We start from the raw sequence: 20629 nt of genomic DNA on the forward strand, positions 1-20629 counted from the left end.
CTATGACGACGGGTCAAGCCGCGAGGTCGAGGCGGGTGTATTCGCATCCCGGCCCGCACGCACGCCCACTGACGCCGATTCCATGCTGTCGCATAACTTGAGCGATCTTGGCGGCAGTCTGACACGATCGGTCGAACACTTGTTGATAGGTGAGCCGCACGGTTGACCGGCCATCGACCGCAGCGTCGAGGTCACGCTCGAAGTCCATGTTCCGCGCGGATGCCGAGTCGTGAAACAGGCGGCCGTCGAGTTCGACCACGAGCCGTTCCGCGTATTCGGTGTCGCGATAGACCACGCCGACCGAGGAGACGGAACGCGTCTGCCGTTTGGCCCGAGGCAGGCCATGCGCCCGCTCTATGCGATTGCGGTATCCGTACTCCAGAACTGAGCAGGTTCCCTCGGCAATGTCGACCAGTACCGCGCGCAGTCGCCGCCGACCGCGAATGCGCTGGCGGGAGTCGAGAACTCGCAGAAGCCGATCTGCGGTGGTGCGTCTCGACTGGCAGGCATCGGCCAATACCGCGATGGCATCGAAACCCGTTGCGCGGGAAGCAACGTCAAGGGCAGCTTCCTCATAACGCAACCGCGGCGGCCCGACGTTCCAGAGCGCGCGTCCGTCTAAGTGGTCGATGTGGTGGATACGTACGCCTTCCGGTTCGACCAGCATGGCCCGATGACGCGAGACTGCGACATGGATAAGCGGGCCCTCGATCGACAAAGCGGACTCAAGACACAACGCGGTGGATAACCCAGTTACGCCGAGGATTGCGGTCGCTATGCGACAGCAATCCTCGGCATTGACGCTGATTCGGTATCTGCCTGCCGAACCTAGGTGGGGCTAGTCGTTGCCGCCGGGGAATGCCACGGCGACCGGCGTCGCGCCGAGCACCGCACGCCACCGGGCGGCCAGCACCGCGCAGTCGGTGAGGGCCCTGACCGCCAGCGTCCGGTCCTCGGCGGTGGTGGCCTGCTCTGCCGCCGCGCGCCAGGCGACGGCGGTCTCCTCTTCCATCTGCAGGGCCAGCTTGGCCGCGTCGCCCGGGTTGTTCGCGTCGACGGGGAGCTGATAGCCCGCGGCCGGCAGTGGCGCCGGCACCGACCGTGCCGCCAGCGCCGCGATCCCGGCCTCACGGTTGGCCCGGTGTTTGGCCAGGGCCTCGGCAACCAGATCGTTGACGTCCGGCGTGGTGTGTGCCGACACCAGGCCGTAGCCGTAGATGGTGCCGTGCTCGGCGGCAATCGCGTCGTACACCGCGGCGTCGGAGGCGCTACCCGGCCGCGTCGGGGTGGGCTGGGGACTCGTCATGGCGTGGCCTGACCGGCGAGCGTCACGGTGTGGGCCGCGGTGCAGGCGGCAGAGATCGAGGCCAGTAGCCCGGCGCGGTAACCGGATTGACCGGCCGCGGCGCGGCCTGCGCTGTCAGCTGCCTGTTCCAGCGCCGCAACGACTTCCTGGGATGTCGGAGGCGCGGGTGCCGGCGTGGCTCCCGGCGTGGCCGAGGACGTCGCGGTTGCCGACGTCTCGGTGGTCGACGACGGCGTGGCCGCCGGCGGGCTGCCCATTCGGGTGAGTTCGTCGGCGAGAACCCGGGCATGCGCGTCCCGCAGTGCCGCGACAGCAGTCAGTGCCGGCGCCAGCTGGGGCGGTACACCGGTGGCGGCGGACGTGGCCAGCTGACTGTCGCGGCGAGCGCGGTCGAGTTCGGCGGTCAGGATGTCCAGAGCGGGATCGCGCTGGGGTGTCGATCCACAGGCCGACACCGCGCCGCCGAACAGCGCCAGCGCCGCCGTGCCCAGCAGGACACGCCGTCGGCTGACGGTGGTTTCGGTGTGCGGCACAGGCACATCCTGCCAGCCACATCCTGCCCTGCCGACAGCGGCTTCCCGGCACCGTCGGGCCGGATGTTCTCCGGTGCCGCGGTCGGGATTGCCATTCGGCCATGCGCTGCTGGCGTATCGTTGGTACCGGGTTCACCCTTCTGGGGGCCCTGTCCGCACAACTCAAGATGAGGAGCTCGCCGTGGCCCGGGACACGCCGGAACGACCGCTGCCACCCAGTCGGTTACCGACCACAGGCCAGGTGCTTGAGCTGCTCAGCAGTGCTTTTGCGGATGCCGGATACGACATCGAGGACGTGCGGGTGGACGCCGCCGCGCGCCCGCCACGGATCGTCGTGGTGGCCGACGGTGACGCGGGTCTGGACCTCGATGCGGTCGCCGACCTGTCACGCGCCGCATCCGAGCTGCTGGACCAGGCGACCGCCGATTCCGAGCCGTATGTGCTGGAGGTCACCTCGCCCGGTGTCGAGCGTCCATTGACCGCGGAGCGGCACTTCCGCCGCGCCCGTGGTCGCAAGGTCGAGCTCACCCTGGCCGACGGCACGTCGCTGACGGGCCGGCTGGGCGAGCACGACGGCAACGCGATCCAACTGATCGTCGCCAACCGCGGAGTGCTGTCGGTGACCACCGTCGCACTCGCGGACATCGCGAAAGCTGTTGTACAGGTTGAATTTTCACCACCCAATCGCCGGGAAATGGAACTGGCGGGTATGACCGGAGAGGGGGCCGACGGATGAACATTGACATGGCGGCACTGCATGCCATCGAGGCGGACAAGGGAATCACCGTCGACGTCGTCGTCGACACCATCAAGACGGCGCTGCTGACGGCGTACCGCCACACCGAAGGGCACGAGCCCGACGCGTACATCGACATCGACCGCAAGTCGGGCATCGTGCGGGTGATCGCGCGGCAGACCGACACCGATGGGACCGTCATCCACGAGTGGGACGACACCCCCGAGGGATTCGGCCGCATCGCGGCGACCACCGCGCGTCAGGTGATCCTGCAGCGGCTGCGCGATGCCGAGAACGAGAAGAACTACGGCGAGTTCGCGGCCCGTGAAGGCGACATCGTCGCCGGCGTGATCCAGCGCGACGCCCGGGCCAACGCCCGCGGCCTCGTCGTGGTGCGGGTCGGTACGGAAGCCAAGGGCTCCGAGGGCGTGATCCCGGCCGCCGAGCAGGTGCCGGGGGAGAGCTACGTGCACGGCGACCGTGTTCGCTGCTACGTGGTCGGGGTGACCCGCGGCGCCCGCGAACCCGTCATCACGCTGTCGCGGACCCACCCGAACCTGGTGCGCAAGCTCTTCTCGCTGGAGGTCCCCGAGATCGCCGACGAGTCGGTCGAGATCGTCGCCGTCGCGCGTGAGGCCGGGCACCGGTCCAAGATCGCGGTCGCGTCGCGCGTCCCGGGGCTGAACGCCAAGGGCGCCTGCATCGGGCCGATGGGTCAGCGCGTGCGGAACGTGATGAGCGAGCTCTCGGGCGAGAAGATCGACATCATCGACTACGACGAGGACCCGGCGAAGTTCGTCGCCAACGCCCTGTCGCCGGCCAAGGTCGTGTCGGTGACGGTGATCGACGAGGCGCAGCGCGCGGCGCGGGTCGTGGTGCCTGATTTTCAGCTGTCACTGGCTATTGGCAAGGAGGGCCAGAACGCCCGCCTGGCGGCCCGGCTCACCGGTTGGCGCATCGACATCCGCAGCGACGCCGACGTTCAGGGGGCACCGACCGGGGCCCGGGAGGCAGACGCCGGCGGCCGGTCGGCGGGCCATGGCGCCGGTCGCGACCGCTGAGGCAAAAACCCGCAGTAACCGGCGGCGTGTCGGGGCCGCGACCGCGATTGAAGTTCACGGGCCCCGAGACGGTAGACTGCACTGTGATCCAGCACGAGACTCCGACAGCTCCGGTGCGTACCTGCATCGGCTGCCGGAAACGAGAGCTGGCCGTCGACTTGCTTCGAGTGGCAGCTGTACGCGACGGGGATGGTAAATGCGCCGTCTCGGTCGATTCAGCGGGTAACCTGCCGGGTCGGGGTGCGTGGTTGCACCCGGTTCAGCAGTGCCTCGACGCGGCAGTTCGGCGGCGCGCATTCGCCCGAGCGTTGCGCATCACCGGTTCGCCGGACACCTCTGAGGTGGAAGAGTTCTTCAGTGCCTTATCCGCCTGACGGACCCTGAACACCACAGCAACAGAACAGGTAGCGAAGAACATGAGCACACCGTGAAGTCCCGATGACCATGCGTCATAGCTAAACCGAGGCGCGGCCTACCCACCGCTGACGCCTCACGATGAGGAGAGAAGTGGCAGCAGGTAAGGCACGCGTACACGAGTTGGCAAAAGAACTCGGTGTGACCAGCAAGGAAGTACTCGCCCGGCTGAGCGAACAGGGCGAATTCGTAAAATCTGCGTCCTCCACTGTGGAGGCGCCCGTCGCACGCCGTTTGCGTGAGGCGTTCGGCGGCGGCAAGCCCGCCAAGTCCGAGGCACCGGCCGCCCCCGCGGCGGCCAGGCCGTCCGGTGGCCCGAAGCCCGGTGCCCCGAAGCCGGCACCCGTGGCAGCGGCACCAGCCGCGCCCGTCGCACCGGCGGCTCCCGCCGCGGCTGCGGCCACGGCACCCGCACCGGCAGCTCCCGCGGCCGGTGGTCCCAAGCCCGGCGTGCCGCGGCCCCAGGTTCCGAGCGCGCCCGCTGCTCCGGCTGCTTCCGACGCTCCGGCACCCGCAGCGTCGGCCGCACCGGCCGCTCCGGCCCAGCCGCGTCCGGCCACTCCGGGTGCGACGCCGGGTCCGCGACCTGGCGCACCCAAGCCGGCTCCGCGGGCACCGCGCGTCGGCAACAACCCCTTCTCTTCGCAGCAGCCGGTCGAACGCCCGGCCCCGCGTCCGGCTCCCGGTCCCGGTGGTCCGCGTCCGGGTCCCGGCGCTGGTGGCCCGCGTCCGGGCGGTGGCCCGCGTCCGGGTGTCACGCCGGGCAACATGCCCCCGCGTCCGCCGGGTGCCCGTCCGGGTGCCGTCGGTCGTCCGGGTGGTCCGCGTCCCGGTGGTGGTCCGCGTCCCGGTGGTGCCGGTGGTGGCCCTCGTCCCGGCGGTGCCGGTGGCGGCGGTAACTACCGCGGCGGTGGCGCAGGTGCCGGTGCCGGTGCCGGTGCTGGTGCCGGTGGTGGCTTCCGCGGTCGTCCCGGTGGCGGCGGCGCTCCCGGTGGCGGTGGCCCCGGTGGCGGCGGCGGTCGTCCCGGTCAGCGCGGCGGTGCCGCGGGTGCCTTCGGGCGTCCCGGTGGCGCGCCCCGTCGTGGCCGCAAGTCGAAGCGCGCAAAACGCGCCGAATACGAGAACATGCAGGCCCCGATCGTCGGTGGCGTGCGGTTGCCGCACGGCAACGGTGAGGTCATCCGCCTCGCTCGCGGCGCGTCGCTGAGCGACTTCGCCGAGAAGATCAACGCCAACCCGGCTTCGCTGGTGCAGGCGCTGTTCAACCTGGGCGAGATGGTGACCGCCACCCAGTCGGTGGGCGATGAGACCCTCGAGCTGCTGGGCGGCGAGATGAACTACGTCGTGCAGGTCGTGTCCCCGGAGGACGAGGACCGCGAGCTGCTCGAGTCGTTCGACCTCACCTACGGCGAGGACGCCGGCGACGAGGACGACCTGGCCAGCCGGCCGCCGGTGGTCACCGTCATGGGCCACGTCGACCACGGTAAGACCCGACTGCTCGACACGATCCGTAAGGCGAACGTCCGCGAGGGCGAGGCCGGTGGCATCACCCAGCACATCGGCGCCTACCAGGTGCTGACCGAGCTGGACGGCAACGAGCGTCTGGTGACGTTCATCGACACCCCGGGTCACGAGGCGTTCACCGCCATGCGTGCCCGTGGTGCCAAGGCCACCGACATCGCGATCCTGGTGGTCGCCGCCGACGACGGCGTCATGCCGCAGACGGTGGAAGCCATCAACCACGCTCAGGCCGCTGACGTGCCGATCGTGGTGGCGGTCAACAAGATCGACAAGGAAGGCGCGGATCCGCAGAAGATCCGGGCGCAGCTGACCGAGTACAACCTGGTCGCCGAGGAGTACGGCGGCGACACCATGTTCGTGGACATCTCGGCCAAGCAGGGCACCAACATCGACGCGCTGCTCGAAGCAGTGCTGCTGACGGCGGATGCCTCGCTGGACCTGCGGGCCAACCCCGACATGGAGGCCCAGGGTGTGGCCATCGAGGCACACCTGGACCGCGGTCGCGGCCCCGTGGCCACCGTGCTCATCCAGCGCGGCACGCTCCGGGTCGGCGACTCGATCGTGGCGGGCGACGCCTACGGTCGCGTCCGTCGTATGGTCGACGAGCACGGCGAGGACGTCCACGACGCTCTGCCGTCGCGTCCGGTTCAGGTCATCGGCTTCACGTCGGTGCCGGGTGCCGGTGACAACCTGCTGGTCGTCGACGAGGACCGCATCGCCCGGCAGATCGCCGACCGGCGCAGCGCGCGCAAGCGCAACGCGCTGGCCGCACGTTCGCGCAAGCGCATCAGCCTGGAAGACCTGGATTCGGCGCTGAAGGAAACCAGCCAGCTGAACCTGATCCTCAAGGGCGACAACTCGGGCACCGTCGAGGCGCTCGAGGAGGCCTTGATGGGCATCCAGATCGACGACGAGGTGGAACTGCGCGTCATCGACCGCGGTGTCGGTGGCGTCACCGAGACCAACGTCAACCTGGCGTCGGCATCGGATGCCATCATCATCGGCTTCAACGTCCGTGCCGAGGGCAAGGCGACGGAGCTGGCGAACCGCGAGGGCGTGGAGATCCGGTACTACTCGGTGATCTACCAGGCCATCGACGAGATCGAGAGTGCGCTGAAGGGCATGCTCAAGCCGATCTACGAGGAGAAGGAGCTCGGCCGCGCCGAGATCCGCGCCATCTTCCGGTCGTCGAAGATCGGCAACATCGCTGGTTGCCTCGTGCAGTCGGGCCTCATGCGGCGTAACGCCAAGGCCCGCCTGCTGCGCGACAACATCGTCATCGCCGAGAACCTCACGGTGTCCTCGCTCAAGCGCGAGAAGGACGACGCCACCGAGGTGCGCGAAGGTTACGAATGCGGTCTGACGCTGACCTACAACGACATCAAGGAAGGCGACGTCATCGAGACGTACGAACTCGTTGAGAAGGCTCGTACGTAGGTGGCAGATCCAGCACGCGCCAAGCGATTGGCCAAGCGCATCTCGACGATCGTCGCATCGGCGATCGAATACGAGATCAAGGATCCGCGGCTCGACGGCGTGACGATCACCGATGCCAAGATGACCGGTGATCTGCACGACGCCACGCTGTACTACACCGTTATCGGGACCAGCCTCGACGAGGAGCCGGATTACGACGGCGTCGCGGCTGCCCTGGAGAAGGCCAAGGGTGCGTTGCGCACGAAAGTCGGTGCGGGAACCGGAGTTCGGTTCACCCCAACGCTGACTTTCGAGCGCGACACCGTGCCCGATGCGGCTCTGAAGATGGAGGAGCTGTTGGCCCGGGCTCGTGCCGCGGATGCGGATGTGGCTCGAATCCGTGAAGGTGCCACGCACGCCGGTGACGCCGATCCGTACCGTGTGGTGGGGGACAGCGATTCCGAGGATGCAGGTGACCGCGATCGAACCGACGATTGAGATCCGGCCGCAGGGCGCGCGGGTTGACGCGCGCGCTGCGGCTGATCTGCTCGGTGCGGTCGACAGCGTCAGCGTGGTTGCCCACGTGTACCCAGACGCCGACACCATCGGGGCGGGCCTCGCGCTCGCATTGGTCCTAGAGGAATGCGGCAAGGGCGTCCAGGTGGGCTTCGCCGCTCCGGCGACCGTGCCGAATTCGCTGCAGACGCTGCCGGGTGGGCACCTGTTGGTGCCGCCGGACCAGATGCGGACCGACGCCGACCTGGTGGTCACCGTCGACGTTCCGAGCGTCAACCGGCTGGGTTCGCTGGCGAAACTGGCCGACCCCGGCAGGCAGGTGCTGGTGATCGATCATCACGCCTCGAACCGGTTGTTCGGCAGCGCGAATTACGTTGATCCGTCGGCAGATTCGACCACCATGCTGGTGGCCGAATTGCTGGACGCCTGGGGTAAGCCGATCGAGTTGCCGGTGGCGCACTGCTTGTACGCGGGGCTGACGACCGACACCGGTTCGTTCCGGTGGGCCAGTGCCCGGGCGTACCGGTTGGCGGCGCGGCTGCTGGACATCGGCGTCGACAATGGCGCGGTGAGCCGTGCGCTGTTCGACACCCATCCGTACTCGTGGCTGCCCATGCTGTCCCGGGTGCTGTCCACGGCTTGCCTGGTGCCTGAGGCCGCCGGCGGCAAGGGGCTGGTGTACGCCGTTGTGCCACATCACGAATTCGCGGGTGCGCTGTCGGAAGAGGTCGAGAGCATCATCGACATCGTCCGGACCACGTCCGAGGCCGAGGTGGCGGCGGTGCTCAAAGAGATCGCGCCCGGCGAGTGGTCGGTGTCGCTGCGTGCCAAGACCGAGGTCGACGTGTCGGTGCTGGCCAGTTCGTTCGGCGGCGGCGGTCACCGGTTCGCGGCGGGCTACTCGCCGACCGGAACCACCGAGGACGTCGTCGCGGCCCTCATCGCCGCGCTCTCTTGATCCCGCGAGCGACCGTGTTTGTACGCCGACACGCCGAATGTGGTGTGCATGTCGCGCACGCTCGTCGCCGACGACGGTGCACATCATGACCACCGAGGTCACCGGCCGTCGCATCGCGGCACTGGCCTTCCCGGCTCTCGGGGTGCTCGCGGCCGAGCCGATCTACCTCCTGCTGGACACCGCGGTGGTGGGCCGCCTCGGTGCACTGCCGTTGGCCGGTCTGGCGGTCGGCGGCCTGATCCTGAGTCTGGTCGGGTCACAGCTGACGTTCCTGTCGTACGGCACGACGTCGCGCTCGGCCCGCAGCTTCGGTGCCGGTGACCGGTCCGGCGCGGTCGGCGAGGGCGTGCAGGCCACCTGGCTGGCGTTGGGCGTCGGTCTGCTCATCGTGGTCGCCGTGCAGGCATGTGCACCGTTTCTGCTGACGGCCATCGCGGGGTCTCGTGGCGGCATCGCCGTCACGGCACTGCCGTGGCTGCGCATCGCGATTCTGGCCGTCCCGGCGATCCTGATGTCCATGGCGGGCAACGGCTGGCTGCGCGGTGTGCAGGACACGGCCCGTCCGCTGCGGTACGTGCTTGTCGGCGTGGGTATTTCGGCGATTCTGTGTCCGCTGCTGGTCTTCGGGTGGCTCGGGTTGCCGCGGCTCGGGCTGGCGGGTTCGGCGGTGGCCAACCTGGTGGGGCAGTGGGTCGCCGCGGCGTTGTTCGGGTATGCGCTGCTTTCCGAACGGGTTTCGCTGCGGCTACGGCCCGATGTGCTGCGCGCACAACTGACCATGGGCCGCGATCTGGTGCTGCGGTCCCTGGCGTTCCAGGTGTGCTTCCTGTCTGCCGGTGCGGTTGCAGCGCGGTTCGGCGCGGCCGCCGTCGCCGCCCATCAGGTGGTCCTACAGCTGTGGAATTTCCTTGCGCTGGTGCTGGATTCATTGGCCATCGCAGCGCAGTCACTGGTCGGTGCTGCCCTCGGGGCAGGGGAGCCGGGGCACGCTAAGGCTGTGGCGCGACGGGTCACGGTGTACTCGGCTGCCGCGGCAACGGTGCTGGCCGCCGTGTTCGCCCTGGGCGCCGGCGTGCTGCCGGCGGTGTTCACCGACGACCACGCGGTGCGGGCTCAAATCGGCATCCCGTGGTGGTTCATGGTGGCCCAATTACCCATCGCCGGAATCGTTTTCGCGCTCGACGGGGTGCTGCTGGGCGCCGGCGACGCGAAGTTCATGCGCAATGCCACACTGATCAGCGGGCTGGTCGGCTTCCTGCCGCTCATCTGGCTGTCGCTGGCGTTCGGCTGGGGCCTCGCCGGCATCTGGTCCGGGTTGAGCACGTTCCTGGTGCTGCGGCTGATATTTGTCGGCTGGCGAGCACTGTCCGGCCGCTGGCTCTGACCGCTCTGACCGCTCTGCCCACTTCGCGCGAGCGTGCGTGTTTTACACACGACACGCCGCGGGTTCCGTGCCGGAACGTCCCGCTCACGGCTGGCGAGCGGGACGCTCTGACACCTCGGCAGCGGCGTGTCGGGGACAGACACGCACGCTCGCGGGAGATGGCGGGCGACGGGAGATGGCAGGCGACGGTGGTGATCAGACCTGGCTGCGGCCGCGCTGCATGACGGCGTTGCGGTTGGCGGCGATGTCGTTGCCGACGGCGCTGTTCCAGTCCCGCGCCGACGAGGCTTCGATCCACAGGCCGGCGTCGGTCTGCGAACCGTCGATCTTGTGATACGAATCCAGCAGCGCGCGAACGGCGTTCTGGTTGTTGCCGACGATCGAGGCCGCGACGCGCCGCGCGGTCGGTAGCAGCTCGTCATGCGGCACGACCTCGGTGACCAGCCCGGCCCGCAGCGCTTCGGCCGCCGAGAGGTAGTCGCCGGTCATGCTCATCCGGCGGGCCAGTCCGACACCGGCCTTCTGCGGCAGTCGCACACTCAGACCCCAGGTCGGCAGCAGTCCGACCCGTGCGTGGGTGTCGGCGAACTTGGCGTTCTCCGAGGCGATCAGGATGTCGCAGTACAGCGCCAGCTCCAGACCACCGGTGACGGCAGCGCCGTTGATCGCACCGATCACCGGCTTGGTCATGTTCGGCCACTTCGGTGAGATGTCCGGCAGAACAGCGCCTTCCCCGAGCTCCTTGAGGTCCAGGCCGGCACAGAACACCGGATCGGCACCGGTCAGGATCACCACGTCGACATCTGGGTCGGCCTCGGCCTGGCGCAGCGCACCGTAGAAGGCATCGCGAAGTTCGTAGGACAGCGCGTTCCGGGACTTCGGCCGGTTCAGCGTCAGGGTGCGTACCCGGTCGGTGGTGTCGATCAGTAGAACGTCGGTCACGTTGGCTCCTTGCTTTGCGGTCACCCACCGACACCGTAACTTGCGGCCCGGGCGGGCCTATCGTGGAGGCCATGTGCCGCAACATCACCGAACTGCGTGGCCTGGAGCCGGCTGCCACGGCCGAGGAGATCGAGGCCGCCGCACGTCAGTACATCCGCAAGGTCAGCGGGATCACCCGTCCCACCGCCGCCAACGTCGACGCCTTCGAGGCGGCCGTGGCCGAGGTCACGGCCGTCACCGAGAGTCTGCTGAACCAGCTGCCGGCCCGGCGGCAGCCACCCAAGACCGTGCCGCCGTTGCGGCGGCCCGAGGTGCAGGCGAGGTTGGCCGCCAAGTGAATTCGCCCGCGCTCAAGGAGTGGGGCGCGGCGGTGCAGGCGCTGCTCGACGGGCGGCAGACGGTACTGCTGCGCAAGGGCGGCATCGGTGAGAAGCGGTTTGCGATATCGGCGCCGGAGTTCGTCTTCTTCCCGACGGTCGAACACAGCCATGCCGAGCGCGTCCGGCCCGAGTTCAGCGATCTGCTGGAGCGGGCCGCGGGGGACAGCACCGAAACCGAGGTGGTACTGCGTGGCGGCGCGAAAATCGCTGCCGCCGTGGCGGTCGAGCGTCCGGACCAGCTGGAGGCCATCGCTGATCTGCACATCTGGACCGGCGCGTCGGTGCAGAACGACCGGTTGGACTTTCGGCCCCGGCACCGGCTGACGGTGCTGGTGGTACAGGCGAAACCGCTTGCCGCCCCGGTGCGGCTGCCGCGTACCCCGGACTACGCAGGCTGCCGCAGCTGGGTGAATCTGCCCGTCACGCCTGAGTGGGGACCGCCGGTGTACGACGACGCGTCGCTCGCCGCCATTGCTCAGCGGGTGCGCGACTCAGTCGGCTGACAGCGCCACGGTCGGCAGCAGCAGCCGGGACACCCCGCCCGCACCGTGATGGATCGTGTGCGTGGCCGGCGCCATGCGCTCGCCGGAGACGACGGGCTCGCCGGTGCCGAGATTGCGGTCATAGCGGGGATGGCAGCCGCCCGCGACGATCACCCGCAGCCGCGACCCCGCCGGGATCCGGTGCGCAACGGCGTCGAGCTCGAGCCGCAGGGTTTCGGGTTGGTCCGAAGGCGTTGTGAGCCTGCGGAATCCGTCGCTGACGTTGCGGGACCTGCCCTTTGCATCGACCTCGCTGAGCCGGACGAAGATGTCCCGGTTGGGGTTGTCGCAGGACAGCGCGAGGTCGATCACCGGGGTGCCGATGAGGTACAGGTCCGCGGCGAGAGGTTCACCGGTGAAGTCGACGACGTCGGGCCGCCGGCTCAGTGCGGAGTCTTCTTGGTAGCCCGCCGCTGACGACAGCAGCCGGCCGCCGAGCGTGGGCGTCGGCGCCGCCGGATCGAAGGTGAACCGCGACGGTGGTGCGGTATCGGCGGGCGCGGTGGTCCCGAGCCGGTGCGCAGGTTGCAGGTACAGCTCGAGGTCGGTGGCAACCGGTGGCCAGTCGGGCATGGTCAGCCAGCCCTGCCCGGTGACCTCGACCCGGACGGCAGCTCGCTCGGGAGCCTCCGCGCGCTCGGCCAGATGCCTGTCGAGCCAGGCCAGCGATTCGCGCAGCACCGTGGCCCCGCCGCGGGCCATCACCTGGGTGTGGGTCCACGACCCGATGGTGACCGCGGTGGGCACGCCGCGTGACTTCAGACGCTGAAACTGCGTCAGCGTCTGCTCCAGGAAGAGGTCCTGCCAGCCGCCGATCAGCAGCACCGGCACGTCGACCTTGTCCAGCGTGTCGGTGAACACCATCTTCTCCCAGAACGGGTCGGCGCCATCGGGGTGGCTCAGCCACGATTCGTACCAGGTCGCGCCGGAACCCAGCAGCCGGCGTGCGGCGGCCCCGGCCGGTGCCTGCATATGGGTGCGGGCGACCAGGCGCGGTGCCCGGAACCGCCGAAAAATGACGGCGAGCGGGGCTTCTTCCTGGTGCGCCATCATGTCACTCCAGCTCAGGAAGTTATCGAGCGTGAATGCGCCTGTGCCCCAAGTTGATTCGGCGAAGTCGTGGGGGCCGACGCTGATGATCGCGGCCTTCAGTTCGGGCGGGGGATCGCTGAGCAGCGCCCACTGGGTGAAGCCGAGGTACGACAACCCCATCGTGGCGAACGACCCGGTGAACCACGGCTGATCCCGCAGCCAGGCCGCGGTGTCCACGGCATCGGCGACCTCGTTGACCATCGGTTCGAATTCGCCACCGGAGCCGAACGTGCCGCGCACGCTCTGCACCAGCACGTGATAGCCGCGCCGGGCGTAGGCCGCGCCGAACACCGGGCCGAACGGGAAGCCGCGACCGTAGGGGCACCGCACCAGCAGGGTGCCCTTGGCGGTTCCGGTGGGGGCGTAGTGACTACCGACGAGTTCGACTCCGTCACGCATCGGGGTGGTGACGCGGCTGACGGTGTAGTCGGTCGTCGGAGGCGGGACGTCGAGGACGCGGCTCAGCAACCGGGAGCCGAGATGGGCGATTCGGGAGCTCACCATTCGGAGGGTACCGATCCGTACCGCCGAGCGCCGACCGCGAGCTCGTGGGCGACCCGCAATCAGAACTTGTAGAACGGCACCAGCTGATTGGCGCGCTGCAGGTTGGTCTGCAGGCAGTCCGGGCGCTCGGGCGACTCGATCGGCGAGTAGAAGAGCGACTGGTTGATCAGGCCGTAGCTGGTTTTGAAAGTGATCATGCAGGTCACCCACCACCGGTCATTCCAGTCGGTCGGCTTCATGATCCAGTACTGGGCGGCGCGGTGTCCGGCGATGGTCAGCTCGACGGCGTCGGCCGGCAACGTCTGCTCGTAGGTGCGCCAGACGATGGGCTCGATAGCCATCTGGTAATTGCCGGCGTCGTAGTGGCAGCGCAGGCCGTCTTCATGGTCGGGCGGGGTGAAGCCCAGGCCCATGCCATTGATGGCGTCGAGCGGGATCTGGTCGCACGGATCGAACGGGCTGGGATTCGTGGTGGAGATGATCGGCGACTTGATGGTGCTGCTGATCGGGGCCATGGGGGCAGAAGTGGAACGCAACTCGACGTTGCCGCCGGTTGGTGTCACTGGGTTGGTCTGTGTGACCACCACGCCTGCTGTCACGAGCGCACACACCGCCGACAACAGACGCAGTTTCCCGGCCATCGCTGCCATGACACCCCTTAGATCCGAGCAATACTGCGGGGAGTCTACAAGTCGCCTGCGTCACACCGGACGGGAAGGGAGAACCTGTTCTAGTTTCTCCCGGTGCGCGGGACGGTTGGCAGGACAGCGGTGGTTGCTGCCGCCCAAGTACGCTGAATTTTTGTGTCGACCCAGCCGACCCTTTGGGCCATCAGTGACCTGCACATCGGGCACACCGGAAACAAGCCGGTCACCGAGTCGCTGCACCCTGCCTCGCCGGACGACTGGCTGATCGTCGCCGGCGACGTCGCCGAGCGCACCGACGACATCCGGTGGTCCCTGGACCTGCTGCGTAAGCGCTTCGCCAAGGTCATCTGGGTGCCGGGTAACCACGAACTGTGGACCACCAACAAGGACCCGGTGCAGATCTTCGGGAAGGCCCGCTACGACTACCTGGTCGACATGTGCGACCAGATGGGCATCGTCACGCCCGAGCATCCGTTCCCGGTCTGGACCGGTCCGGGCGGCGCGGCGACGATCGTGCCGATGTTCCTGCTGTACGACTACACCTTCCTGCCTGCGGGTACCGCGACCAAGGCCGAGGGGCTGGCGTTGGCCAAGGAGCGCAATGTGGTCGGCACCGACGAGTTCCTGCTGTCGAGCGAGCCATACGCGACGCGCGACGCGTGGTGCCGCGACCGGCTGAACATCACCCGCAAGAAGCTCGACGACCTGGACTGGATGGAGTCGACGGTCCTGGTCAACCACTTCCCATTGGTGCGTGAACCCTGCGATGCCATGTTCTACCCGGAGTTCTCGCTATGGTGCGGCACCACGGCGACCAAGGACTGGCACACCCGCTACAACGCCATCTGCTCGGTGTACGGCCACCTGCACATCCCGCGCACCACTTGGTACGACGGGGTGCGGTTCGAGGAAGTCTCCGTCGGTTACCCGCGAGAGTGGCGGCGCCGCAAGCCTTATCGGTGGATGCGCCAAATCCTGCCGGACCCCCAGTACCCGCCGGGCTACCTCAACGACTTCGGTGGTCACTTCGAGATCACCCAGGAGATGCGGGAGCACGCGCAGAAGATGCAGGACCGGATCAATTCGAGGCGATTGTGATGAGCGCTTGCGCGAAGAACCGAGTGGCCCAGTGAGCGATTCTCTTTTGACGCAGGTGCTGCCCGACGTGGTGGCCACTGCAGAGACGTATTCCGACCCGGGCCATCTCGTGCCGCTGCCGGAGGAAGAGCCGCTGATCGCCCGGTCGGTGGCCAAGCGCCGCAACGAGTTCATCACGGTCCGGCATTGTGCCCGTGAGGCATTGGGCAAGCTCGACGTCGGCCCGGTTCCGATCCTCAAGGGCGACAAGGGCGAACCGTGCTGGCCCGACGGCATCGTCGGCAGCCTGACGCACTGCGAGGGTTTCCGCGGCGCGGTGGTGGCCCGGGCCACGCAGGTGCGCTCGGTCGGTATCGACGCCGAACCCCACGGGGTCCTGCCCAAAGGGGTGCTCGGCGCCATCGCGTTACCCGCCGAGCAGAGCGCCATCGGGATGTTGGAAGGCGACCTGCACTGGGACCGAATCCTGTTCTGCGCCAAGGAGGCGACGTACAAGGCCTGGTTCCCGCTGACGCACCGCTGGCTCGGATTCGAGGATGCACACATCACTTTCGAGCTGGATTCGACGGGCAGCTCGGGCACATTCCTGTCGCGGATTCTCATCGACCCGGCAGCCGAGTTCGGGCCGCCGCTGACCGAACTGCCGGGGCGGTTCACGGTATCCAACGGCCTGGTCCTGACGGCGATCTCGCTGTGAAGACGGCTTCGCGGCCGGCGCCGCCGCCTGGCTTGGTGATCGTCGACAAGCCCGCCGGGATGACGAGCCACGACGTCGTCGGCCGGTGTCGTCGACTGTTCGGTACCCGCAAGGTCGGGCATGCCGGCACATTGGACCCCATGGCCACCGGCGTGCTCGTGGTCGGGATCGAGCGGGCCACCAAGATCCTGGGTCTGCTGACGGCCACCGACAAGACGTACCGCGCGACGATCCGGCTCGGGCAGACCACGTCCACCGAGGACGCTGAAGGTGAAGTGCTGCAGACTGTTTCGGCGGCTCATGTCACCGCCGAAGAGATCGAGGCCGCGGTGGCGACGTTGCGTGGCGAGATCGACCAAGTGCCGTCCGCGGTCAGCGCCATCAAGGTCGACGGCGAGCGGGCCTACAAATTGGTGCGCGAAGGCAAGGCGCCGGAACTGGCGGCCCGGCGGGTGCGGATCGAGCGGTTCTCCGTTGACGCGGTGCGGCACGTTGACGACTTCGTCGATGTCGACGTCACCGTGGACTGCTCGTCGGGTACATACATCAGAGCGCTGGCGCGTGACGTCGGTTCGGCTCTCGGCGTGGGCGGGCACCTGACGGCATTGCGGCGCACCAAGGTCGGTCGCTACGGCTTGGACGAGGCCCGCACCCTGGAGCAGCTGACGGACGCCGCGGAGCTGAGCTACTCGCTGGACGCGGCCTGCCTGCTGGGCTTCCCGCGACGCGACCTGACCGACGCCGAGACCGAGGACACCCGGCACGGGCGGGCCCTCGAGCCGGCCGGCATCGATGGGACCTACGCGGCGACGGCTGCCGACGGGCAGGTGATCGCCCTGCTGGAGGACGGACCCAAACGCACCCGATCGGTTGTGGTGCTCCGGCCCGCGACGCTCTGAAGGTCAGTCGCCGGCGGCCAGAAACGGTTCTGCGCCGTGTGGCCGGGCCGTCGTGGCACCCGCCGCGTCCAGCAGGCTGAGGGCCTCGGTGTCGAGCTGAATCGACCCGGCGGCGGCGTTGTCCTCCAGATGGGCGATCGATCGGGTACCAGCGATCAGCAGGGTGTTCGGGGCGTGCGCCAGCAACCAGGCCAGGCCGACCTGGGCCGGCGTGGCGCCGATTCGCTCTGCCACCGTTCGCACCGAGGGATCATCGGCGACACTGGGGAAGCCCGGGAACGCCGATCCCAGTGGGAAGAACGGAACCCAGGCGACGCTCTCTTCGGCACACAGCCTCAGGGTGTCCTCTTGCGATCGGTCCAGCACGCTGTAGGCGTTCTGAACGCAGGTGATACCTGCTGGCAGTGCGTGACGAACCGTCTCGACCGGCACCCCGCTCAGGCCGATTGCGCCGATTTTGCCCTCGTCGCGCAGCGCGATCATCTCGGCCAGCTGGTCGTCGATGTCGACGATCTGATCACGCTCGGCGCGCAGTCCGGGGCCCAGATCCAATCGTCGCAAGTTGACCACCGGAATCTGTTCCAGGCCAAGCTGATTCAGGTCCGTCTCGACTGCTGCGCGCAATTCCGCGGGCTTCTGGGCGGCCGCCAGTGGCAACGGTCCATCCGGGACGTGCACGGCACCGACCTTGCTCACGATGACCAGGTCGTCGCGGTACGGCCGGAGCGCTCGTCGGATCAAGGCATTCACCGTTCCGCCGCCGTAGAACGACGCGGTGTCGAGGTGATTGATGCCGAGGTCGACCGCGTGGCGCAGGACCGCAACCGCGTCGTCAGGCGAGTCGGCGTCCTGCAGTTGCATGGCCCCGTATCCGATCCGCGCTACCGGTAGGCCACCGATAGCACCGAGGCCGCCGGGATGTGTCGTATCGGTCATCGTCGCTCCTGAGATCTGATGGTCTGGGATACTCAAGTGAATCGGAGGCACCTCCGGTTGGTTCAACCTAGCAGAAACGGAGGACCCTCCGCTATGGCTGACGCTGTGCGCGCTGATGCCCGCCGCAACCGGGAACGGATTCTGGAAGTGGCGGCCCTGGCATTCGGCACAGCCGGCGGTCCGGTGTCACTCGAGCGGATAGCGCGTGATGCCGGCGTCGGTATCGGGACGTTGTACCGGCATTTCCCGAGCCGTGAAGTGCTGGTCGAGGCGGTGTACCGCGCCGAATTGGCGGAGGTGGCCGCGACGGCCCAGGAGCTGTTGCGTACCCATCCGCCGGTCGAGGCGCTGCGGCTGTGGATGGACCGTTATGCGATGTTCGTGGCCGCCAAGCGGGGCATGGCCGAATCGCTGAAAGCGATCTTCGATTCGGGTGCGGTGACGGCGGGAGACACCCGCGCCGGGGTCGTCGGCGCGGTAGGCGCACTGCTCACCGCCGGCGCCGCCGACGGCAGCCTGCGCGCGGATGTGCCGGCCGACGATGTCGTCACCGGACTTCTCGGCATCATCCTCGCCAGTGCGTCGGCTGAACAGTGCGGGCGGATGTTCGACTTGCTGCTGGCCGGACTGGTGACCACTCGCTGATCGGCTAAGCGACGACCCAGATGGCTTGGGCCGCAGGGTTGCCCAGGTCGACGGTTGTCGTGTCGTCGTTCACGGCGTCGGCAGCCGTGACGGCCACCGAGATCATTCCGGCGAAGTCGCGCCGGGCCACCACCCGCAGATGTGAATCGAGCGTGATCCCGACGCTGTCGAAGTACCGCAGCATCTCGGGGTCGTGATCGGAGATGCGGGCCACCGTGCCGGCGTCACCGTCCGAGCAGGCGGACAGTTGCCGGGCGGGGGGAGTCGGCACCTGACCGTCGGCCGCGGGAATCGGGTCGCCGTGCGGGTCCCGGGTCGGGAAGCCAAGCTTGGCGTCGATGCGGTCCAGCATGCGATCCGAGACCGCGTGCTCCAGGATTTCGGCTTCGTCGTGCACCTCGTCCCAGCCGTAGCCGAGCTCGCGCACCAGGAACGTCTCCATCAACCGGTGGCGGCGGACCATGGCCAGCGCCGCGCTGCGCCCGGTGTCGGTCAGCGTCACCGCGCCGTACTTCTCGTGGTGCACCAGACCCTGATCGGCAAGCTTGCGGATCGATTCGGAGGCCGTCGAGGCCGATACACCGATGCGTTCGGCCAGCATTTTCGTGCTGACTTTCTCGCGTGACCACTCCTGGGCGGTCCAGATGACTTTGAGGTAGTCCTGGGCGACCGGGGATAGATCCGGCGGGTTGCCAGCGTCGTCTGCAGGACTCACAGCACAAAGTTTAGGCAATGGTCACCTGATCCGGGGATCTCACGGTGCCTGCCGCGCGGCCGCGCCGTAGGCTTGCGGTCGTGCAACGCTGGCGTGGGCAGGACGAGATCCCCACGGACTGGGGCCGATGTGTGCTCACCATCGGGGTATTCGATGGCGTACACCGTGGACATGCTGAGTTGATCAGCCACGCGGTGAAGGCGGGTCGGTCCCGCGGGGTACCCACCGTGTTGATGACATTCGATCCGCATCCGATGGAAGTGGTACTCCCGGGCAGTCATCCGGCCCAGCTGACGACGCTGACGCGCCGGGCCGAACTGGTCGAGGAACTGGGCGTAGACGTCTTCCTGGTGATGCCGTTCACCACCGACTTCATGAAGCTGACCCCTGATCGCTACGTGCACGAGCTGCTCGTCGAGCGCCTGCACGTCCTCGAGGTCGTGGTCGGTGAGAACTTCACGTTCGGCAAGAAGGCCGGCGGCAACGTGCCGCTGCTGCGCAAGGCCGGGGAGCGCTTCGGGTTCGCCGTCGAGGGCATCTCGCTGGTGGCCGAACATCATCAGGCCGAGACCGTCACGTTCTCCTCCACCTACATCCGGTCCTGCGTGGACGCCGGTGACATGGTCGCCGCGACCGAGGCCCTGGGCCGGCCGCACCGCGTGGAGGGTGTCGTCGTCCGCGGCGACGGCCGTGGCCGCGGGCTGGGCTTCCCGACCGCGAACGTCGCCCCGCCGATGCACTCGGCCATCCCGGCCGACGGCGTCTACGCCGCCTGGTTCACCGTGCTGGGGCATGGCCCTTCCGTCGGTACCGTGACGCCGGGGGAGCGCTACCAGGCCGCGGTATCCGTCGGCACCAATCCGACGTTCTCCGGTCGCACCCGCACCGTCGAGGCTTTCGTGCTCGACACCGAGGCAGACCTCTACGGGCAGCACGTCGCAGTCGATTTCGTCTCGCGCATCCGCGGCCAGGAGAGATTCAACTCGATCGATGACCTCATCGTGGCCATGGATCGCGATACGCAGCGGGCTCGCACGATTCTGGTTCCGTAGTAGCTTCCTGATAAACTGCCCGACGCGCGTGCTGCAGTTCGCGGCGGCCGCGCCCTCGTTGTTCTTCGCGGACCGAATTGATGGAGTTGTTTCGTGGCACTCACTGTCGAGCAGAAAAAAGAGATCCTGGGTCAGTACGGCCTGCATGAGACCGACACCGGTTCGCCGGAGGCTCAGGTCGCCCTGCTGACCAAGCGCATCTCGGACCTGACCGAGCACCTCAAGCAGCACAAGCACGACCACCACAGCCGTCGTGGCCTGCTGCTGCTCGTCGGCCGTCGTCGCCGGCTGCTCAAGTACGTCGCTCAGGTCGACGTCGCGCGGTACCGCTCGCTGATCGAGCGTCTGGGTCTGCGTCGCTGACGCACCACTGATCCACAACCACCGCCAGGTCTGCTCCGGCAGGCCTGGCGATGGGCATTGGTGCGGGTAGTAATATGAAACTGTTTTGGGCCTGACGCTCAAGACGTCGGAACGACACTGCAGCATCCGCCTGAACCTCGTGGGGCGGTCTTCGGTAGTGGCTGCCGGGGTACGACCCCGGCCGCTTCGATCGACGGCCGTCAGCAACTAGCGGGATGGTTTTCGGGTTTTCTGGATGCTCGCGTGTGACGATGCGACAGCTGTAACAAAGA

General features: G+C 68.0%; 23 protein-coding genes. 15 read left to right on the forward strand and 8 right to left on the reverse strand.

Annotated features, from left to right (window positions below):
• Positions 1–13 precede the first annotated feature (13 nt).
• From AC3WTE_RS01875 to AC3WTE_RS01885, 3 genes are all read right to left on the reverse strand, one after another.
• Positions 14–718, reverse strand: a complete 705-nt coding sequence (locus tag AC3WTE_RS01875; protein ID WP_492435156.1) for a putative endonuclease domain-containing protein — start codon at positions 716–718, stop codon at positions 14–16.
• A 120-nt stretch (positions 719–838) separates the two neighbouring features.
• Positions 839–1306 carry a ferritin-like domain-containing protein gene (locus AC3WTE_RS01880; RefSeq protein ID WP_492435158.1) on the reverse strand — a complete coding sequence of 156 codons (468 nt, stop codon included), beginning with the start codon at positions 1304–1306 and terminating at the stop codon, positions 839–841.
• Complete coding sequence (locus AC3WTE_RS01885; protein WP_492435160.1) at positions 1303–1839, reverse strand: hypothetical protein; 537 nt, start codon at positions 1837–1839, stop codon at positions 1303–1305. Before AC3WTE_RS01885 ends, AC3WTE_RS01880 begins: the two co-directional genes overlap by 4 nt.
• Positions 1840–2020: 181 nt before the next feature.
• Here AC3WTE_RS01885 and rimP point away from each other — a divergent pair, with 181 nt between their 5' ends.
• The 7 genes from rimP (at position 2021) to AC3WTE_RS01920 (ending at position 9845) form a co-directional block, all read left to right on the forward strand.
• Entirely contained in the window at positions 2021–2575 is a 555-nt protein-coding gene (gene rimP / locus AC3WTE_RS01890) for a ribosome maturation factor RimP (protein ID WP_492435162.1), read from the forward strand.
• Complete coding sequence (gene nusA / locus AC3WTE_RS01895) at positions 2572–3636, forward strand: transcription termination factor NusA (protein ID WP_492435164.1); 1065 nt, start codon at positions 2572–2574, stop codon at positions 3634–3636. The genes rimP and nusA overlap by 4 nt, the downstream gene beginning before the upstream one ends.
• A gap of 167 nt (positions 3637–3803) precedes the next feature.
• Positions 3804–4010 carry a DUF448 domain-containing protein gene (locus tag AC3WTE_RS01900; RefSeq protein ID WP_492435166.1) on the forward strand — a complete coding sequence of 69 codons (207 nt, stop codon included), beginning with the start codon at positions 3804–3806 and terminating at the stop codon, positions 4008–4010.
• A gap of 133 nt (positions 4011–4143) precedes the next feature.
• Positions 4144–7008, forward strand: coding sequence for a translation initiation factor IF-2 (infB, locus tag AC3WTE_RS01905; RefSeq protein WP_492435168.1), 2865 nt, complete (start codon positions 4144–4146; stop codon positions 7006–7008).
• Entirely contained in the window at positions 7009–7485 is a 477-nt protein-coding gene (gene rbfA / locus AC3WTE_RS01910) for a 30S ribosome-binding factor RbfA (protein WP_459369688.1), read from the forward strand.
• Positions 7454–8461: a DHH family phosphoesterase gene (locus tag AC3WTE_RS01915; RefSeq protein ID WP_492435171.1), complete on the forward strand. Its 1008-nt coding sequence runs from the start codon at positions 7454–7456 to the stop codon at positions 8459–8461. The genes rbfA and AC3WTE_RS01915 overlap by 32 nt, the downstream gene beginning before the upstream one ends.
• A gap of 85 nt (positions 8462–8546) precedes the next feature.
• Positions 8547–9845 (forward strand): MATE family efflux transporter, encoded by a 1299-nt coding sequence (locus AC3WTE_RS01920; RefSeq protein WP_492435173.1) that lies wholly within the window; start codon positions 8547–8549, stop codon positions 9843–9845.
• Between the two features lie 195 nt (positions 9846–10040).
• On the opposite strand, the gene AC3WTE_RS01925 is transcribed toward AC3WTE_RS01920, so the two are convergent.
• Positions 10041–10787: an enoyl-CoA hydratase gene (locus tag AC3WTE_RS01925; protein WP_492435175.1), complete on the reverse strand. Its 747-nt coding sequence runs from the start codon at positions 10785–10787 to the stop codon at positions 10041–10043.
• 71 nt (positions 10788–10858) lie between these two features.
• On the opposite strand from AC3WTE_RS01925, the gene AC3WTE_RS01930 reads away from it, so the two are divergent.
• Positions 10859–11125: a DUF2277 domain-containing protein gene (locus AC3WTE_RS01930; protein ID WP_492435177.1), complete on the forward strand. Its 267-nt coding sequence runs from the start codon at positions 10859–10861 to the stop codon at positions 11123–11125.
• A complete protein-coding gene (locus AC3WTE_RS01935) occupies positions 11122–11670 on the forward strand; it encodes a DUF1802 family protein (RefSeq protein WP_492435179.1) in 549 nt (182 codons plus the stop codon). The genes AC3WTE_RS01930 and AC3WTE_RS01935 overlap by 4 nt, the downstream gene beginning before the upstream one ends.
• Here AC3WTE_RS01935 and AC3WTE_RS01940 read toward each other — a convergent pair.
• A complete protein-coding gene (locus tag AC3WTE_RS01940; protein ID WP_492435181.1) occupies positions 11659–13305 on the reverse strand; it encodes a CocE/NonD family hydrolase in 1647 nt (548 codons plus the stop codon). The genes AC3WTE_RS01935 and AC3WTE_RS01940 overlap by 12 nt on opposite strands.
• Before the next feature lie 59 nt (positions 13306–13364).
• The gene (locus tag AC3WTE_RS01945) at positions 13365–13946 is read right to left on the reverse strand and encodes a DUF3558 domain-containing protein (protein ID WP_492435480.1); all 582 of its coding nucleotides are present in this window, start codon (positions 13944–13946) and stop codon (positions 13365–13367) included.
• A gap of 156 nt (positions 13947–14102) precedes the next feature.
• On the opposite strand from AC3WTE_RS01945, the gene pptH reads away from it, so the two are divergent.
• Genes pptH through truB form a run of 3 tightly spaced genes read left to right on the forward strand, consistent with a single transcriptional unit; the run spans position 14103 to position 16646 of the window.
• Positions 14103–15050: an ACP phosphodiesterase PptH gene (gene pptH / locus AC3WTE_RS01950; protein WP_492435482.1), complete on the forward strand. Its 948-nt coding sequence runs from the start codon at positions 14103–14105 to the stop codon at positions 15048–15050.
• Between the two features lie 31 nt (positions 15051–15081).
• On the forward strand, positions 15082–15747 hold the full coding sequence (gene pptT / locus AC3WTE_RS01955) for a 4'-phosphopantetheinyl transferase PptT (RefSeq protein ID WP_492435183.1): 666 nt from the start codon (positions 15082–15084) through the stop codon (positions 15745–15747).
• The gene (gene truB, locus AC3WTE_RS01960; protein WP_492435185.1) at positions 15744–16646 is read left to right on the forward strand and encodes a tRNA pseudouridine(55) synthase TruB; all 903 of its coding nucleotides are present in this window, start codon (positions 15744–15746) and stop codon (positions 16644–16646) included. Before pptT ends, truB begins: the two co-directional genes overlap by 4 nt.
• A 3-nt stretch (positions 16647–16649) precedes the next feature.
• Here truB and AC3WTE_RS01965 read toward each other — a convergent pair whose 3' ends face one another.
• Complete coding sequence (locus AC3WTE_RS01965) at positions 16650–17582, reverse strand: aldo/keto reductase (protein ID WP_492435187.1); 933 nt, start codon at positions 17580–17582, stop codon at positions 16650–16652.
• A gap of 93 nt (positions 17583–17675) precedes the next feature.
• Between AC3WTE_RS01965 and AC3WTE_RS01970 the strand changes: the two genes are divergently transcribed.
• A complete protein-coding gene (locus AC3WTE_RS01970) occupies positions 17676–18227 on the forward strand; it encodes a TetR/AcrR family transcriptional regulator (protein WP_492435189.1) in 552 nt (183 codons plus the stop codon).
• 4 nt (positions 18228–18231) lie between these two features.
• Here the strand turns inward: AC3WTE_RS01970 and mntR are convergent, their stop codons facing one another.
• Entirely contained in the window at positions 18232–18942 is a 711-nt protein-coding gene (gene mntR / locus AC3WTE_RS01975) for a manganese-binding transcriptional regulator MntR (protein WP_492435191.1), read from the reverse strand.
• Between the two features lie 80 nt (positions 18943–19022).
• On the opposite strand from mntR, the gene AC3WTE_RS01980 reads away from it, so the two are divergent.
• Positions 19023–19994: a bifunctional riboflavin kinase/FAD synthetase gene (locus AC3WTE_RS01980; protein WP_492435193.1), complete on the forward strand. Its 972-nt coding sequence runs from the start codon at positions 19023–19025 to the stop codon at positions 19992–19994.
• A 93-nt stretch (positions 19995–20087) separates the two neighbouring features.
• Positions 20088–20357: a 30S ribosomal protein S15 gene (gene rpsO, locus AC3WTE_RS01985; protein WP_459369701.1), complete on the forward strand. Its 270-nt coding sequence runs from the start codon at positions 20088–20090 to the stop codon at positions 20355–20357.
• Positions 20358–20629: the final 272 nt, after the last annotated feature.

The sequence above is a fragment of the Mycobacterium sp. FW102-FHT13B02 genome, assembly GCF_058790275.1.

Excerpts from the sequence above, each read along its gene's own strand:
- AC3WTE_RS01940 (WP_492435181.1), bottom strand. The coding sequence starts at position 13,305 with ATGGTGAGCTCCCGAATCGCCCATCTCGGCTCCCGGTTGCTGAGCCGC.
- AC3WTE_RS01880 (WP_492435158.1), bottom strand. The coding sequence starts at position 1,306 with ATGACGAGTCCCCAGCCCACCCCGACGCGGCCGGGTAGCGCCTCCGAC.
- nusA (WP_492435164.1), top strand. The coding sequence starts at position 2,572 with ATGAACATTGACATGGCGGCACTGCATGCCATCGAGGCGGACAAGGGA.
- AC3WTE_RS01915 (WP_492435171.1), top strand. The coding sequence starts at position 7,454 with ATGCAGGTGACCGCGATCGAACCGACGATTGAGATCCGGCCGCAGGGC.
- AC3WTE_RS01945 (WP_492435480.1), bottom strand. The coding sequence starts at position 13,946 with ATGGCCGGGAAACTGCGTCTGTTGTCGGCGGTGTGTGCGCTCGTGACA.
- AC3WTE_RS01930 (WP_492435177.1), top strand. The coding sequence starts at position 10,859 with ATGTGCCGCAACATCACCGAACTGCGTGGCCTGGAGCCGGCTGCCACG.
- AC3WTE_RS01965 (WP_492435187.1), bottom strand. The coding sequence starts at position 17,582 with ATGACCGATACGACACATCCCGGCGGCCTCGGTGCTATCGGTGGCCTA.
- AC3WTE_RS01970 (WP_492435189.1), top strand. The coding sequence starts at position 17,676 with ATGGCTGACGCTGTGCGCGCTGATGCCCGCCGCAACCGGGAACGGATT.
- AC3WTE_RS01920 (WP_492435173.1), top strand. The coding sequence starts at position 8,547 with ATGACCACCGAGGTCACCGGCCGTCGCATCGCGGCACTGGCCTTCCCG.